The organism is Desemzia sp. FAM 23988 (assembly GCF_045528365.1).
Lineage (GTDB): Bacteria > Bacillota > Bacilli > Lactobacillales > Carnobacteriaceae > Desemzia.
Genome location: NZ_JBGQQS010000025.1, coordinates 1 through 16,562, shown reverse-complemented (window position 1 = coordinate 16,562; position 16,562 = coordinate 1). Strand labels below are relative to the sequence as shown.

General features: G+C 39.8%; 16 protein-coding genes, 1 pseudogene and 1 riboswitch. Of the genes and pseudogenes, 11 read left to right on the top strand and 6 right to left on the bottom strand.

Annotated features, from left to right (window positions below; translation table 11 throughout):
• Positions 1 to 325: 325 nt before the first annotated feature.
• From ACEN4L_RS11520 to ACEN4L_RS11505, 4 genes are read left to right on the top strand one after another with little or no spacing between them, the layout of a single operon-like run.
• Positions 326 to 718, top strand: coding sequence for a GntR family transcriptional regulator (locus ACEN4L_RS11520; RefSeq protein ID WP_407097430.1), 393 nt, complete (start codon positions 326 to 328; stop codon positions 716 to 718).
• A complete protein-coding gene (locus tag ACEN4L_RS11515) occupies positions 715 to 1,404 on the top strand; it encodes an ABC transporter ATP-binding protein (RefSeq protein WP_407097429.1) in 690 nt (229 codons plus the stop codon). The genes ACEN4L_RS11520 and ACEN4L_RS11515 overlap by 4 nt, the downstream gene beginning before the upstream one ends.
• Complete coding sequence (locus ACEN4L_RS11510) at positions 1,401 to 2,234, top strand: hypothetical protein (protein WP_407097428.1); 834 nt, start codon at positions 1,401 to 1,403, stop codon at positions 2,232 to 2,234. Before ACEN4L_RS11515 ends, ACEN4L_RS11510 begins: the two co-directional genes overlap by 4 nt.
• 33 nt (positions 2,235 to 2,267) lie before the next feature.
• Complete coding sequence (locus ACEN4L_RS11505) at positions 2,268 to 3,509, top strand: hypothetical protein (protein ID WP_407097427.1); 1,242 nt, start codon at positions 2,268 to 2,270, stop codon at positions 3,507 to 3,509.
• A 554-nt stretch (positions 3,510 to 4,063) separates the two neighbouring features.
• Here the strand turns inward: ACEN4L_RS11505 and ACEN4L_RS11500 are convergent.
• Positions 4,064 to 4,711 (bottom strand): MBL fold metallo-hydrolase, encoded by a 648-nt coding sequence (locus ACEN4L_RS11500; RefSeq protein WP_407097426.1) that lies wholly within the window; start codon positions 4,709 to 4,711, stop codon positions 4,064 to 4,066.
• Between the two features lie 254 nt (positions 4,712 to 4,965).
• On the opposite strand from ACEN4L_RS11500, the gene ACEN4L_RS11495 reads away from it, so the two are divergent.
• Positions 4,966 to 5,958: an MsnO8 family LLM class oxidoreductase gene (locus ACEN4L_RS11495; protein WP_407097425.1), complete on the top strand. Its 993-nt coding sequence runs from the start codon at positions 4,966 to 4,968 to the stop codon at positions 5,956 to 5,958.
• Between the two features lie 113 nt (positions 5,959 to 6,071).
• On the opposite strand, the pseudogene ACEN4L_RS11490 reads toward ACEN4L_RS11495, so the two are convergent.
• A pseudogene (locus tag ACEN4L_RS11490) lies at positions 6,072 to 6,335 on the bottom strand (type II toxin-antitoxin system YafQ family toxin); the annotation flags it as partial.
• A 52-nt stretch (positions 6,336 to 6,387) separates the two neighbouring features.
• Positions 6,388 to 6,675 (bottom strand): type II toxin-antitoxin system RelB/DinJ family antitoxin, encoded by a 288-nt coding sequence (locus ACEN4L_RS11485; protein ID WP_407097424.1) that lies wholly within the window; start codon positions 6,673 to 6,675, stop codon positions 6,388 to 6,390.
• A 184-nt stretch (positions 6,676 to 6,859) separates the two neighbouring features.
• A riboswitch (Fluoride riboswitch) is annotated at positions 6,860 to 6,935 on the top strand.
• Positions 6,936 to 7,016: 81 nt separating this feature from the next.
• On the opposite strand from ACEN4L_RS11485, the gene ACEN4L_RS11480 reads away from it, so the two are divergent.
• Positions 7,017 to 8,219, top strand: a complete 1,203-nt coding sequence (locus ACEN4L_RS11480; protein WP_407097423.1) for a chloride channel protein — start codon at positions 7,017 to 7,019, stop codon at positions 8,217 to 8,219.
• Positions 8,220 to 8,554: 335 nt separating this feature from the next.
• On the opposite strand, the gene ACEN4L_RS11475 is transcribed toward ACEN4L_RS11480, so the two are convergent.
• From ACEN4L_RS11475 to ACEN4L_RS11465, 3 genes are all read right to left on the bottom strand, one after another.
• On the bottom strand, positions 8,555 to 9,376 hold the full coding sequence (locus ACEN4L_RS11475) for a carbohydrate ABC transporter permease (RefSeq protein ID WP_407097422.1): 822 nt from the start codon (positions 9,374 to 9,376) through the stop codon (positions 8,555 to 8,557).
• Positions 9,373 to 10,239 (bottom strand): carbohydrate ABC transporter permease, encoded by an 867-nt coding sequence (locus ACEN4L_RS11470; protein WP_407097421.1) that lies wholly within the window; start codon positions 10,237 to 10,239, stop codon positions 9,373 to 9,375. Before ACEN4L_RS11470 ends, ACEN4L_RS11475 begins: the two co-directional genes overlap by 4 nt.
• A gap of 92 nt (positions 10,240 to 10,331) precedes the next feature.
• Complete coding sequence (locus tag ACEN4L_RS11465; RefSeq protein WP_407097420.1) at positions 10,332 to 11,612, bottom strand: extracellular solute-binding protein; 1,281 nt, start codon at positions 11,610 to 11,612, stop codon at positions 10,332 to 10,334.
• 316 nt (positions 11,613 to 11,928) lie between these two features.
• On the opposite strand from ACEN4L_RS11465, the gene ACEN4L_RS11460 reads away from it, so the two are divergent.
• From ACEN4L_RS11460 to ACEN4L_RS11440, 5 genes are all read left to right on the top strand, one after another.
• Positions 11,929 to 12,753, top strand: a complete 825-nt coding sequence (locus ACEN4L_RS11460) for a Cof-type HAD-IIB family hydrolase (RefSeq protein ID WP_407097419.1) — start codon at positions 11,929 to 11,931, stop codon at positions 12,751 to 12,753.
• Between the two features lie 307 nt (positions 12,754 to 13,060).
• Positions 13,061 to 13,498 (top strand): hypothetical protein, encoded by a 438-nt coding sequence (locus tag ACEN4L_RS11455; RefSeq protein ID WP_407097418.1) that lies wholly within the window; start codon positions 13,061 to 13,063, stop codon positions 13,496 to 13,498.
• 3 nt (positions 13,499 to 13,501) lie between these two features.
• Positions 13,502 to 14,374: an extracellular solute-binding protein gene (locus ACEN4L_RS11450; protein ID WP_407097445.1), complete on the top strand. Its 873-nt coding sequence runs from the start codon at positions 13,502 to 13,504 to the stop codon at positions 14,372 to 14,374.
• Between the two features lie 36 nt (positions 14,375 to 14,410).
• A complete protein-coding gene (locus tag ACEN4L_RS11445; RefSeq protein WP_407097417.1) occupies positions 14,411 to 15,298 on the top strand; it encodes a carbohydrate ABC transporter permease in 888 nt (295 codons plus the stop codon).
• 29 nt (positions 15,299 to 15,327) lie between these two features.
• A complete protein-coding gene (locus tag ACEN4L_RS11440; protein WP_407097416.1) occupies positions 15,328 to 16,140 on the top strand; it encodes a carbohydrate ABC transporter permease in 813 nt (270 codons plus the stop codon).
• The last annotated feature ends 422 nt before the right edge of the window (positions 16,141 to 16,562 follow it).

The window sequence follows — 16,562 nt, the reverse complement described above, 5'->3', positions numbered from 1 at the left end:
ATATCGCCAGTATCGCGCTTGAGGTTAATCAAGTTGCTCCAGAGTGTAATTCGACGTATTGTTTGTGCCGATTTCCAGCACCCATCGGCTTTCTTTAAACAGTGACAATACTCTACTGTGCTCTTTCTATGCAAAGGTTATAAGATTTAAATTCAGTATAGGAAATTAATGGCAGAATGTCAATCAAGGAAAAAAGAAAGTTGTTGACAGTTTAGTGTATTAACCATATAATACACACAAAGCAACTGTATTAATGGATTAATACATCAATTTGCGCATAGTGTATTAACCCCTTAGTACAGAAAAGAAAGCAGGTGTATTGATCGTGCCAGAGCTATTTAATCAAAGAGAGCCGGTTTATTTGCAAGTCGTGCGTCATTTTAAAGAAAAAATCGCTGCGGGAGAGCTGCAGCCCGGGGAAGAAATGCCGTCAAGAAGAGAGTTAGCAGGAACTTTAGGCATCAATCCCAACACAGTTCAACGAGCGTACAAACGAATGGAGGAAGAAAAGTTGTTGTATACAGAAGGAAATATGCCCAGCAAAATAACGGAAGATACGAATGTATTGACTCAAGTCCGTCACGAATTGATGTTGGAAGCTGTGGAAACCTTTATCGCAGCAGTGAAGCCGATCGGTGTTTCTTTGGAGGAAGTCCAACACAAAATAAAAGAACAATTTCTTTTGGAAGATGAACAAGATGGAGGCGAAACAGCATGATCGAAGTAAAACAAGTAGAGAAACGATTTGGGCGTAAAAAAGTATTGAACGGGATGTCGTTTACCGCAAATAAAGGTGAAATCACTTGTTTGATCGGAATCAATGGATCTGGTAAAACAACCATCTTGAACGCCATTATGAATTTGACGCCGATCAAAAATGGGGAAATCTTGATTGGCGGAAAGACGTTGACGAAAGAGTCTTATGAAAAAATAGCGTTTATTCCTGATGCGATCACGATGATGCCATCTATGACGATTCAACAAGCGATGGACTTTATGAACGATTTCTATACTACATGGAACCAAGACAGAGCAACGGAGATATTGAACTTTTTCAAATTAAGCTCGCAAGATAAAATTTCGACGTTATCAAAAGGGAACACAGCAAAAGTAAATATGCTGCTAGGACTAGCGTTAGATGTAGATTACTTATTGATGGATGAACCATTTTCTGGAATTGATATTTTCAGTCGTGAACAAATCGCTGCCGTGTTTACCAGTCATTTGGTAGAAAATCGAGGAGTCTTGATCACGACTCACGAGATCAGCGATATTGAACATTTAATCGATAAAGCGGTGTTGATAGAAAATGGAAAAGTATTGACTGAATTCAACGCAGAAGAAATGCGCGAAGAAAACGGGAAATCAGTCGTAGATGTGATGAGAGAGGTGTACCAACCATGAAAAATTTTATTAAATTAGTCAACTTTGAACTGAATCGATTCTTTCCGATTTATGCTGCTTTAGGGATTTTAACGATCATCTTGCAAATCGTTGGAGTATTTGTAACAGCAAATGACTATATTTATCAAGTTAATGAACAAATAAAAATGGGAATAATAAAAGAAAGTGCTGTTATTCTTGAGATTGGTCGAATGGGAATGGACCGTTTCACTAGCAGTTTATGGTTTTGGGCGCCTATTGCGTTATGTGTTGTCACTTTGATTATTTATAGTTTGTTCATTTGGTACCGGGATTGGTTAGGAAAAAATACGTTTATTTACCGTTTATTGATGTTGCCAACAGAAAGATTGAACGTATACTTTTCTAAAGCGGCAGCTATCTTCATAATGGTGTTGGGGTTAGTCGCATTACAGTTGGTCTTATTGGTTGTAGAAAGACAACTTTTCTCTATGTTGATTCCTGCAGTGTATATTAAGACATCGACCATAAGCCAAATAATTCAAGGATCTAATCAATTACTCCTTTTGTATCCAGCTTCTTTTATTGCAGCAGTAGCTAATTACAGTAGAGGTTTTATAGCGATTTTGGTGCTATTTACGTTGATTTTATTAGAACGCAGTTTTAAATTCAAAGGGTTACTATTAGCTGGAGTCTATAGTGTATTAACACTCGTATGTCTATTTTCTCCTTACTGGCTGCAAGCAATCTTTAATCGCCAATTATTTTTCACAAGTGAAATATTCTGGATTTCATTAGCATTGACTTTTGTGATCGGAGCAGTTTCTGTTTGGATCAGCCATCATTTATTAAACAAACGGATTACCGTCTAACGGGTCTGCGTCAAGAAAGGGAGGAGAAAAAGAATGAAGAAATATTGGAAAGTAATTGCTTTAGTACTTTTTAGCGTAATCACTATCAGTAGTTTTTATGTACAAAAAGCTTTAGCAAATACAACGTCACCTGAATATACGATTGAAACTCGTTCAGGAGATGCAACCTATATTAAGGATATGATTTTATCAGGAGATGTCAATAACGAGGAAAATATGTACTGGGATTTTGTACAGATCAGTACAGAAGGTACAAAAGCTTCAGAAGACTTTTCATTTAATGAGCAATTGGATTATATTTATACTTACAGTCCAGAAATACAAACTATGTACCACGAACATCCTAGTTTTCTGCGTGATAAAAGCGTGAGCGCTAATTTGTATTATGAAGATGAAGCCAGTATTGTTTTTGTAGATACCTATACGGAAGATTACAATCTACCTTACGAGCAAATGGAAATCGCTTTGTTGGATAAAAAAACTAATGATGAAACTCAAATGATTGTCGATATTCCTGAGTATGAAAAATATGATGACATTTACATTGAAAACGTTCAAAAAAGCGGCGAAGAAGTAATGGTTTTTACTGTGAATTACTTTGATGATCAGCAATATGCGGAGCTGCACGTTTATCGAGTAGATTTAGCAACTGGAACAGTGATAGAAGATCAAATTATCCAGCCGGCAGCAGGCGAAACGGGAGCAGATTATTCTTCTATTTTACTAAATACACTTACTGGGCCACACGATTCAAAAGAAGAACGTTACATGATCTATGAAAGCAGCCTAAAAGATGAGCAGGATGTAGATACTGATGAGATACTGCTATCGGCCTACGATACAGCATCTGGTAATTTGAAAGAGCTAACAGTTCCAAATGAATTGAAAGAATTACCTTTATATCCAGCCATGACGGTTCATGAATCATCTATCTATTACACGAATGCTGTGGAAAATGGGTTTGAGGTCAGTCGATTTGATATTGAAGCAAATGAGGTTGCAGAAACACAGTTTGTTAGTCTGCCAAGTGAAGTGATGACGAATTTTACTTCACAGACATACTATGAAGAAGAAGCCTTTTCAACTTACATTGATGAAAACGTCATTTATTATGTCAGTGCCGTAAAAGAAAATTCAGGACAAGACATTGCAATCGTAGCTGCAGACTTTAATACAGGAAAAGTATTGTATGACGGAAAAATTATTGATGCACCTGAAATGAATGAGTCATTTAAAGATAATTTGTTGACCATTGATTGGATTTATTTTAACTAAACGTAGGAAAGAAGCTGGGACAATAACTTATTTTTCCTAGACTAAATAAAAAAAGAATGTTCCTTTTCTCCTTTCTTAAGGGAGAAAAGGAACATTCTTTTTTATAGAACCATTCAAAGGTGGATTATTGTTCCAGCTCTCTTCTCATTGAAAAGATTTTAGGTCAGCACAGGTAATAACACTGAGATAAACGGCCTTTAGCTGACTTGTGGGGAACATTCTGGTGCTCACAAGTCAGCTATAAGAGATAAACCTGCCTTACGCCTCAGATTTTCAGCTCCACAAGTCAAGAAAGGAAGAGTTACCTGACTTACCACGATGATTTTAAGACCCACAAGTAAAGTAATAGGCTCCCCCTTAGTAAGCACGAGACGAATCGAGTAAAAGCAGAGTTGCCAAAAAAGTAATCCCCCTTACTTTAATTTAATATAGATAGAAACACACACTCCCAAAACTATCGAACAAAATAGTTCATAGTTTTGGGAGTGTGTGTTTGAGAGTCCTTTTGTTTTAGTATATTTCAGTTACTAGGAGGTTTGTCCCAGTTGTTTTAGTTAGCGGGTTGCACCATTCAAGAATGGGTTGGTGTCAATTTCTTCTTGAACAGTTGTCGCGTCGCCATGTCCCGGGAACAAAACAGTATCGCCTGGGAGCGGCATGATGTATTTGCGAATACCGTCTATCAAGGTTTCATGACTTCCATATGGAAAATCAGTCCGGCCTACACTGCCTTTGAAAATAACATCTCCGACAATCGCAAACCCGTGATCTTTGAAAATGAAAATAGTGCTTCCAGGCGAGTGCCCTGGAACGTGCTGCATTTCAAAGGTGAATTCGCCGATAGAATAATTGCCCATTTCTTCCAAATGAACATCAGCTGGTTTGGTAGAGATCACGTCTTCGATTTCTGGATGGCGTCCTGAGCCGTTTTGTGCGGGGTCTACTAACCATTCCTTTTCGATAATGTGTTGATACACTGGTATGTCATAAGTATCTCTGATGTCATTTAATGCTCCGATATGATCGTAATGCGCATGAGTCAAAACAATCGCGATCGGGTTCAAATCGTGTTCTTTCACGATATTTTTAAGTGTTTCAGGTTCTGCACCCGGATCGAAAATAAGCGTCTCTCGATTGTTGTCGCCCACTAGAAAATAGCAATTTTCTTGGATCGATCCAACGGTTGCTCCATATAAATCCATGTTGTTGCCTCCTCATTCTATTTATGTCTAGTATAAAGTATTTTTGAAAGATTGTCTTACACAAAGAGTGCAGGATAGTAAGGAAGCCTATTGAACTTAAGAAAAGCAAAATCAATTGCCGAAGCTTGCTAGGCATCTGAAGCAGACACTTTTTTCAAGAAGTTTATTCAATAATGAGAATTTTGAAAGGAATTCCCGACGAGTTAGTGCTAAGATAGTTAAAAGACTGATTTTTAGTAAGGAAGGGGATTTTTATGAAATTAAGTGTTTTAGATCAAGCTCCGGTGACTCAAGGAAACACAGCAGCAGACGCGCTGTTAAAAGCAGAAGAACTGGCTGTATTAGCTGATGAATTGGGGTACACACGGATGTGGATGGCGGAGCACCATGGGACTGAAAACTACGCCAGCTCGGCACCCGAGATTACGCTAGCTTATTTAGCGGCCAAAACTAAAAATATTCGCCTAGGTACAGGCGGGACAATGATGATGCATTATTCACCCTTGAAAATGGCAGAAGTCTTCAAAACGTTGAGTGCATTTGCTCCAGGACGGATCGATTTTGGTGTAGGGCGTGCTCCAGGTGGAGATCACGCATCCATGTTTGCGTTGGCGCAAGGAAATCGACCTCAGTTGGATAATATGTATGAAAAATTAGATGTGGCGCTGGAATTAATAAATGATCTAAAGCCTGCAGATAATCTGTACAACAAAACAATCGCTGCTCCTAGCGGTATTGTACTGCCTGAAGCTTGGTTGTTGGGTTCTAGTGGAAGCAGCGCTGTGCAAGCCGGCCGGAAAGGGATCGGTTATTCTTATGCACAGTTCTTTACAGGAGTGATGGAAAAAGCTGTGTTAGATCAGTATCGACGCAATTTCGAACCTAGTGCTTTCATGGAAAAATCCGAAATCAATGTAGCATATATGGTTACCGCTGCCGAAACTACGGAAGAAGCGGAATATGAAGCATTGCCGCAGGATCTGGTTCGCTTGTGGATGTCTCAAGGAAAAATGGGGCTGATTTTAACACCAGAAGAAGCGCAAAATTACCCTTTGAGTGAAGTAGATCGTCTGAATATGTTAGATAACCGGACTCAGCACATCGTAGGTTCGGCTAAAGAAGTGGCAGCAAATCTGATGCAGCAACAAGAACGCTATGGTTTTGATGAAGCCATGATTTGCAGTATCCCTCACTCACAAGAGAAACGATTGGATACGTATCGCTTGTTGGCGAAGGAATTGCTGTAATAATCAGTGCTTATTTGTGTTTAGGAAGAACTTCTAGAGATATTTGATTCAAAAATAAAGCGGAGAGAGAAGTTGTTTTTTCTCTCCGCTTTATTTTAATAGGTTTATAGAAATTAAAAAAGGTCCGAGTGTGTTCCAGTTCGGATAAAAGATACAAGATGTTGAGAAGGATAAAACTTATAAATCAATAGCCAGTCACTATTGCGTCCAGCAATATGACATTCCCAGCAATCGAGATAATCTTTTGTTGGTTCTAAGAGATGGGAACGATACTCTTCTTCTGATAAAGGCACTTCTTCAATGATCATTTGTATGACCGTTTTAAGTTTTTCCAACTTATAATTCCGTTTTTTTAAACGTTTCATATCTTTTTTAAACGTTTCATATCTTTTTTGAACTTTGTCGTTTGTATCATTTCCAACATAGCGGCTATTTTCCTAAACTATCCTCAAAAAGATCATCAATAGAAGAATAGCGTTTGCCCGTTCCATTTTTAATCATTTCATCGGATTCCTTAATTGCTGCAAATGTCTCATGATTAAATTTAGGTCGAGTGGGTTGAAACGGAAGTCCATTGTCTGCAATAACTTGTCTAAAGAAGACGTTAATGGCTGTACTGGTATCCATTCCAATGTTGTTCAAAACGTCTACTGCTTGACTCTTAATGTCTTCATCGATTCGAACTTGAACAACAGCTTTTTTTGCTTTAGTTGCCACTAGAATCACCCCCCTTGTTTATTTTTATTATACTCTTTTGTAATGCTGTTGTAAATACATCTGCATGCAATTAGCTCAAGTAGTGCGAATGTATCTGATTCAGAAAAAAACTGTTTTTATCTTCTCAAAGTCTTTGATGAATTTTTTAACTTGTTTACCAAAGAAATCTATAGTATTCTAATGTTATCTTTTGGGGAATGAATGTCTCCCTAAGCAAACTGCTTAAACCGCTTGATAAAGCTGATGACTTCTGCGCATAGGCCGCAGTCTGTCTTCAGCTTTTTTTGCGGGATGCAAGAGGTAAGCAATAAAAATAGCCGTTGTTTTGAAAGGAATAGAAAATGAACAAATATCTATCGGAATATAAAGAAATTGGACTTTATGCGATTCTGGCCATCTTTATTGGCCTAGTAGTGGGCATATTAGATACCTTATTTGGGAGAGTATTGCTTATGATCAGTGCCTTTCGGGACAGCCACTTTGTGTACCTGATTCCATTCCTGCCTTTAGCAGGTTTATTTATTGTATCTATGTACAAAAAAATCGGAAAGAATACCCAGAAAGGTATGAGTTTGGTTTTTGCAGCTGGAAATGAAGAGTTGCGGGAAATCCCGAAGCGTATGATTCCGTTGACCATCATCGGCACTTGGATCACCCATTTATTTGGCGGGAGTGCCGGTCGCGAAGGAGTGGCAGTCCAAATTGGAGCGACCTTTTCGCATGCAATCGGTCGCAACATACCCTATAAAAATGCCTCAAAAATAATGTTGATCACAGGAATGGCAGCCGGATTCGGCGGTTTGTTTGAAACGCCATTTGCAGCTACATTTTTTGCCTTAGAGGTATTGGTAGTAGGAAAACTAGAGTATTTAGCATTATTTCCTGCTTTAATTGCTGCTTTGGTAGCCAGTTCTGTCTCGCATTTTTTAGGGCTGGAGAAATTTTCAGTCCACTTAGAATCCTCTGTGAGTATGGACGGTCAAACGATTTTAAAAATGATTCTTTTAGGGATTTTATTTGGCGTAGTCGGCGGTTTGTTTGCCTACTTGCTGGGCTATGCGAAGCAATATATTGGAAAGAAAATACCGGACTTGAGCAAACGGATTTTCTTCATAGGTCTGCTGCTCAGTGTGCTGCTCTTCATTCTCCATCTGGAAAGATATTCAGGTTTGGGAACAAATCTGATCGCCGCCAGTTTTGATGGAGGCAGTATCTACAGCTATGATTGGATCATCAAATTTCTATTGACCATTCTAACTTTAGCGGCAGGGTTTCAAGGAGGAGAGGTTACGCCACTCTTTTCTATTGGAGCTAGTTTAGGAGTTTGGCTGGCGCCGTTATTCGGCTTGCCGATAGAATTCGCGGCTGCTTTAGGGTATGCAAGTGTGTTTTCTTCTGCTACAAACACCCTCATTGCACCAGCTTTGATCGGTGCAGAAGTTTTTGGATTTGATTACCTTCCGTACTTTCTGATCACCGTTAGTATTTCCTATGTGTTCAATGGAAATCATTCCATTTATGGAGGACAAAAAACCATTTTTTAACTGAAAAAGTTCTACATCATTTGACGTTGGTAAGCGGAAAAAAATTTAATTGTAAACGTTTAAAAAGTCTCATTCCTAGAAATTTTTGGAGGAATATGGGGTTGCTTATAACCATGAAAGAGGATGCAATGGGAATTACTTAGCGTTAGGCTTTAGCCGTTACGCTAAATTTGACGCTTGCAAGCCTTGAGACGCGGTTTTCGGCTCAAGGCGTTCCCATGGTTCTCCACGAGCTACACCGTAGGCTGGAAAAAATTTCTTTACCAACGCTAGAAGATGAAGATCCACTGAAAAAGGCTCTGAGAACAAAACATTCTCAAAGCCTTTTCATCATTTTATTTTGTAGCGCCTTCTGTAATCCCTTGGATAATGTATTTTTGCAGGAACATATACAGCAGTATGATAGGAATGATCGCCAGTACCAAACCAGCTAAGGCTAATTCCCATTGAATCGTGTACTGTCCAAAGAAGTAGTACATTTGCAAGGGAATGGTGTACATGCCGTCTTTATTGATGACCAGTGAAGGGAGCAAGTAATCATTCCAAATGCGAATGGAATTCAAGATAATAACCGTCACTGTCGTTGGTTTCAGTAGCGGGAATACCACGCGCCAAAAGATTTGAAAAGGATTGGCACCGTCTAAAATGGCTGCTTCGTCCAAGGATTGCGGCACTGACCGTAAAGCTCCAAAATATAAGAAGATAGACATACTGGAACCGAAACCTAAGTTCATAAAAGTCAGTCCCACGCGATTCAGCATATCAAATCGTCCAAATAAACTCACCAAAGGAATCATCAACGACTGAAAAGGGATCAGCATTGTAATCGCACAAATAAAATAAATCACGGAACTCATTTTTCCTGGATAGCGAGATAAGGCATAAGCTGCCATCGAAGAGAACAAGACGACCACGATGATACTAGCTACGGTGATCATCAATGAATTCATAAAACTGCGCGTATAATCTAAACTTTCATACGCTCTAGGGTAATTTTCTGTGGTCAATAGTTCTGGCCAAAATAAGGTGTTGGTAAAAATTTCTCTTCGGGTTTTAAAGGAGTTGATGAAAATCAATACGAAAGGGTAAATCCACGTCAGAGAAACTACTGTACCTAGAATAATGACCAGCCATTTATGCATTTTTTCTGTTTTCATAGGTCAATTTCTCTCTTTCGTGTGTAATAAACTTGCGTTAACGAAATGGCCGCTACCAATAACAAGTAGACGATCCCTTTAGCTTGGGCATATCCTTGCTGGTACTGGAAGAAAGCCGTGTTGTAGATATTCATAGCTACCATCTCGGTAGAACCAAAGGGAGCACCATTCGTCAAAGCCAAGTTTTGATCGTAGACTTTGAACGCATTTGCCAAAGTTAAAAACAAGCTGATCGTAAAAGCGGGAGCCAGCATCGGTAGTTTGATTCGCCAGAATGTCTGCCAAGTGCTTGCACCGTCAATGGAGGCCGCTTCATTGATGTCGCCCGGAATGCTGTTTAAAAATGAAATGTAAATGATCATGATATAGCCGCTCATTTGCCATAAGAACACGATAACGAGTCCCCAAAATCCAGTCGTTGTATCTGCCAGCCAACTGCTGAAAAAACTAATGCCGGTCAATTGGGCGATGCCTTCGAAGGCTTTGACAAAAATAAATTGCCAGATAAATCCAAGAATGATCCCCCCGACTAAATTGGGCATGAAAAAGATCGTTCGAAACAAGTTGCTGATTTTTCCTGTCCGCTGCGTCACTAAAAGAGCCATACTCAACCCAATGACATTAACGCCAATAACAGAAACGACCGCAAACTTGACCGTAAACCAAACGCTGCTTAAAAATTGGTTGTCATTCAATAAGCGGGTGTAATTTTCTAGACCGATAAAGTTCATCGTGTATCCGTCAGAATCCGTAAAGGAAGTATAAATCCCATAAAGTAGAGGGATGAAGATGACTAAAGATACTGCTAATATGCTTGGGAATAGAAATGCCCAATAAAAATACTTTTCATTTTTTCGTTTCATTCTGTTGTTCGCCCCTTTTACCTTTAGGATAAGTTATTGCGAAAAAGAAAGAGAAATAGAAGAAAAGTTCTTCTATTCCTCGGTTGCAATGTCTAGCGCATTTCTGCAAATCGATTAGAAGTATTGGTTTCAAATTCATCCCAGCTGATGTCGCCGTTCAAATATTTTTGATATTCTGGGAACAATACTTGTTGGAACCAACCATCTGGATATTGTTTGTGCGTCATCGCGCCAGTCTCGCCATCCAGTAATGCTTGATAGATTTGTTGAGAAACCGGGTCGCTGATAGCTTCCACATCGTAACCTTCCTGTGCCGGCACGAATTCAAATTCTTCCAAGACTGCTGTTTGGCCTTCTTCAGAAGTGTACATCCAGTCTAAGAATGCTTTTGCTTCTTCCACAACAGCTTCGTCTAGATTCTTGTTGATTCCAATGTACCAAGGAGCTCCGGCGATGATTTTACCGGTGGTATCGTTTTCGCCAAATACAGGCAAAATGCCCATTTTATTGGCGGCGAATTCAGGATCAATACCATTCAAAGTAGGGACGATCCAGTTTCCCTGGTGCACCATAGCAACTGCATCGTTGATAAACAGTTCTTCCACAGAACGACTGTAATCAATCGTTAAAATAGGCTGTACATTGTACTGATTGAACAAGTCAGTGTATTTTTGCATTTGATCGCCATATTCCCAATTTAATTCAGTCGCACTGTAGCTTTCCAAAATACTGTTGTTGAATTCAGGCGAAGTAAAGTTGGCTGAGAATTGGTTGGCGATATAATTTTCAGCGCCGCTGAAGGCAAACACTGCATCAATACCCAACTCTTCTTTTTGACTGTCCAAAGTTTCTACAGCGGTTACAAAATCATCATAGCTTTGAATACCTTCAGGGTCGACACCCGCTTGTTCGAAGATTTCTTTGTTGTACATCCAGCCGAATCCTTCGATATTCATCGGGATTCCTAAAGGCACCCCGTCAATCGTTCCACCTTCCAGCATGCCTTCGATCACTGTATCGCTCATTTCCAATTCCGTCACATCCAGCAATGAATCGCTATAACGTTCTACTTCCGGCAAACCGCCTAACATCATTAAAGCCGGCTCATCTCCAGAAGAAAATTTCGCTTGCAGAGCTGCAGAACCTTCTCCGCTTCCTACTGTTGTAATGTTGACGCGAACATCAGGATTTTGTTCTGTATAACTAGCTGCTAAGGCTTCTAATTGAGTGGTAATCTCCGGCTTTTGGCTGAAGAATTCCACGACTACTGCCTCAGAATCACTGCCTGCGTTATCACCTGAACCTCCGCCACAAGCGGCAAGAACGGCAGCTGTGCTTAAAAGTGCTAAAGATAGTTTGATAGTTTTTTTCATGATGAAATTCCCCCCTTTGATTATGTAAAACTGTCCAAATGAACTCTTAGACAAGAAATAATCTGTATCTCACTGGTGTTTGATAAAGCTCCTTTCTGACTAAATGTTGGATAATCAGAAGCTAGACTGAGTAGAGAAAGTGCGTGGTGTAAAAGTTGAAACAAACTTGTTAAATAAATTTTAGCAGACTTGTATGCGTATTCAAAACAATATGGATTTTTGCAGATAACAGCTTGCTTAAAGTTGATTTGAAAGCTAAAATAAGCTAAACGAAACTGTTTTCATAAATTAAGAGAACGAGTTACAGGAGAAAAGTATGCCAAAAATGATTTTCTTTGATATTGACGGAACTTTAGTGACACACAACAATTCGATTCCAGCTTCTACCAAAGCGGCGATCCGGAAATTAAAACAAAACGGCATTGTCCCGGCCATTTCTACGGGAAGACCGCTCACCTTGATGCAAGAAGTGGCGAATGAATTAGAAATTTGTACATTTATCGCGATGAATGGGCAATATGTGGTATATGAAGGAGAAGCGATTTATCAAAATCCGCTGCCTCAAGAGTCGATTGCGCGGCTAATGAAAACCGCTCAAAAGCGTAAACAAGGCATAGCTTTTTGCGGAAGCGAAAAGATCACCGGGAATTCAATGATTCTGTTGGCCAATAGAGGTTTCGTAAAGTGGCTGCGACCCTTTTTTTCGAAGATGGCTCCAAAAAGTGCTTTAAGACTGGTCAATCGCCGTTTTTCTGCCAAGCCGATTCAACCAACGGATTATGAAGATCGCCCGATTTACCAGTGCATTTTGAATGCCCCGGAATCCGATGACGCTTTTTATGCCAAAGAGTTTCCAGAGTACACCTTTACGCGATCGAATCCTTATTCTGTCGACGTCATCAGCAAAGGCGGCTCAAAAGCAGTCGGTATTCAAAAATTGTTGGAGCATATTGAAGGCACTCTTGAAGATACCGTTGCTTTTGGAGATGGATTGAACGATATGGAAATGATCCAATACGCCGGAATCGGGGTAGCCATGGGGAATGGCAGAGTAGAGTTGAAGAATTTAGCTGATTTGGTCACCGACACTGTTTGGAATGACGGGATTTACAAAGGATTGGACGCATTGGGTTTGCTTTGACACATTGAAATGCAACTAAAACCAGCTGCTTCTTCGTGAGCAGCTGTTTTTTTTATCGCAAGTAACGGGCCTGTCACTACCTTGTACCAACTGCCAGAGACGAATCATTTGGTTTTATCTAAGCGTCACTATATAATAAGCTTAACAAATGATAACGTATACAATTCCGCTCTTTTGCAAGCCGATAAAAAGGTTGGGAAGAGTTTTTTTCTTCTAAAAATACATCTTCGATCAAGCAGCAACCAAACTAACTCATATTTCTAAGTGTATCAAATCAACAAGAATAATTTTATAGGAGGGTAAGATGATGAAAAAGAAATTAGGGGTACTTTTTTTTGGATTGTTTAGCGCATCTTTATTAGCAGCATGTACGGGCGGGCCAGAAGCCAACCCTGAAGATTTTGCTAGTGGAGACGACAATACCATCACTGTATGGGCTTGGGATACAAACTTCAATATTCCTATCGCAGAGAAAGCAGCTGAATATTACAAACAAGCCGGCCATGAAGATGTGACCGTCAATGTTGTCGAGATGTCTAACGAAGATACCAAACAAAAATTGGTTTCAGGATTTACTTCAGGAGTATCTGAAGGATTGCCCGATATTATGCTGATGGATGATTACGACGTACAAAACTACATTACGAATTACGAGGGTAAATTTGCTGAATTGTCTAGCGAGATTGACTTTTCACAATTTGCCGAATACAAAGTAGAAAATGCTACGAAAGATGATGGTGTTTAGGCTATTCCGTTCGATTCTGGTTCAGCTGGTTTGTATTACCGCACAGATTACTTGGAAGAAGCGGGATATACACCGGAAGCTATGCAGGATTTGACGTGGTCTGAATTTGTGGAGATTGGGAAGGATGTCAAAGAAGCAACCGGCAAATGGTTCGTGGCATTTATTCCAAACAGAGGAACTCATTACATTCAAATGGCCATGCAATCTGCAGGTTTATGGTACTTTGATGAAAATGGAGAGATTTACTTGAAAGACAATCCTGCTGTACGTGAAATGGCGGAAATTTTGAAAGCCATCGAAGAAAACGAACTGGCCAAACCGGTAGATTATTTTGCTCCTGAAGGTATTGGAGCTGTTACGAGCGGAGAGGTGGCAGCTGTCAATTCAGCGATCTGGTTCTCAGCTACGATTCGTTCAGCAGAAGACCAAGCGGGCAAATGGGCATATACAAACGTGCCGCAACTGGAAACAGTCGATAACGCCACTCCTTATTCGAACTTAGGAGGAGCCAGCTGGGTCATTTTAGAAGACTCGCCAAATAAAGATCTGGCCATCGATTTTATGAAGACACAATTTGCCGGGAATGATGAATTCTATCAAGATATTTTAGTTGAAAACGGCGCCGTAGGAACTTATTTGCCATCACAGAGTGGAGAAGCTTACCAATTCGAAGACCCGTTCTTCAATGACGCTCCAATCTACAAAGACTTCTCGGACTGGATGGCTGAGATTCCGGGAGTGGATTATGGAAACAACACTCAGGCTGCTGTAGATGCTTTGCGTTCTGTACTGCAGGACTACTTTGACGGCAACTTGACACTAGACGAGATGTTGGAAAAAGCGGAAGAAAACTACACGATGCAAGTTGGAGAATAATTAAAACTACTGGATAGGGTGAAAGGAGAGATGAAGATGAAGGCTCATCCGAAAGAAAAACACGTTCGCCGTCAAAAACAAGATGTCTGGAAATTTATCGTTTTTGCAGTCGTATTAAGCAGCATCTTCCTTCTTTATCCTATTTTTTATTCCCTGTACCTGTCACTGCACAGTATGCAAGGTCTGCAGTCGGTATTTGTAGGATTTGGGAATTATCTGCGGATGTTTCAAGACGATATTTTTTTAAAAGCCTTGATGAATAATTTTACTTTCTTGATTTTCCAGGTGCCTATTATGGTAATTTTAGGCTTATTGATGGCTTTCCTGTTGAACACACCCAACCTAAAGGGCCGTACTTTTTTCAAATTAGCTCTGTTCTTGCCCTGCGTGACATCTCTGGTTTCTTATGCAGTATTGTTTAAGATGATGTTTCAAATCGGAGGGATCGTCAACAACGCTTTATTGGGTATCGGGATCGTTCAAAACCCCATCGATTGGTTAAACAGTCCTTTCTGGGCAAAAGTGACCGTCATTATTGCACTTTGTTGGCGGTGGACGGGATACAATATGATTTTTTATCTGGCAGGTCTGCAAAATATATCAGATGACACCTTGGAGGCTGCTGATATTGATGGCGCCAACGGCTTCCAGAAATTTTTTCAAGTCGTTATCCCGCAATTGAAGCCAGTGATCGTTTTTACCACTATTACTTCAACAATCGGGACCATTCAATTATTTGATGAAGTTGTCAACTTAACTGGCGGCGGTCCATCGAATGAGACACTGACTGCAGCGCAATTGATCTACAACCATTCCTTTATTTATACGTCCAACTTTGGTTATTCAGCTACATTATCTTGGGCACTGGTAGTGATCATCGCTGTCTTGTCGATTATTCAATTGAAAATATCTAACCGAGACTAACATTTGCCAATGAAAGGGGAGGAGGAAAGATGAAAAAATTAACCAGTGTATTGAAATATGCCTTTCTGATCATCAGTTCCTTTATTTCGATTTTTCCTTTTTATTGGATGATTGCAGGTGCTACCAATACGACCAATCAAATCGCAGAAGGAAAACTGACTCTTGGGAACCAACTGTGGGTCAATTTGCAAGGATTACTGGGTGCATACAACATTCCGCTGATTATGTGGAACTCGCTGAAGATCTCGGGCATTACCGTTATTTTCAGTTTATTGGTCACCTCGCTGGCAGCTTTTGGCTTTGAAAAGTTTAAAACTAAAACAAGTGAATGGATCTACACCGTCATCTTACTGTTTATGATGATTCCACTGGCAGCGCTCGTTATTCCGCTGTTCAAGATCATGGCCGGCTTGCAATTGGTCAACCAACATTTGGCCATCATTCTTCCGGCGGTCAATAATCTATTCCTGATTTTCTTTTTCAGGCAAAGCTTCAAATCTTTTCCAAATGAAATCATCGATGCCAGTAAAATAGAAGGTGCCGGCAATTATGCGATTTTCTTCCGAATCGTTTTTCCCATGATGAAATCTACTTACGCTGCGGCCGCTATTTATGCGTTTATGAATTCTTGGAACAGTTACTTGTTGCCCTTGATTTTCTTGCAAACAGAAAACAAGTACACCATGACATTGCTGATTTCTAGCCTGTCTTCCGCTTCTTACATAGCTAATAACGGTATGCAAATGATCGCCATCGTCATCGCCACCATACCGACCTTGATCTTATTCTTGTTTATGCAAAAAGGGTTTGTGAAAGGGATGACGGGGTCGCTGAAGATGTGATTGTTTGTATTGGGATAAGAAAAAGCGAGAGCTAGGGGTGGTGTTCCAAAAATTGATTTTGGAATCATATACCCTGGCCTCTCGCTTTTTTTGTTTGTAGTGAGTTTTTTATAAAACCTCAAAATGCATGCATAATTTCGAATGCTATGACACGAAATCATGTATTGAATACTCCTAACAAAAAAGAACCCCATTCGCATAGAATTCTCGATACATGATTTTATACAATTTCATGTATCGTATGTGTAAAATATAGAGTATTAATTACTTACTTCTGAGATATAATAACAATAACTAAATGAGTAACTATTGAATTCAATTGGAGGTCCTAATGAAATTAAATCTATTGAAGTTTAAGGAAGATGATTTTGACTATTATTATCAACTTGTTTCAAATGATCGTGTTATGTCTCAAATCACTG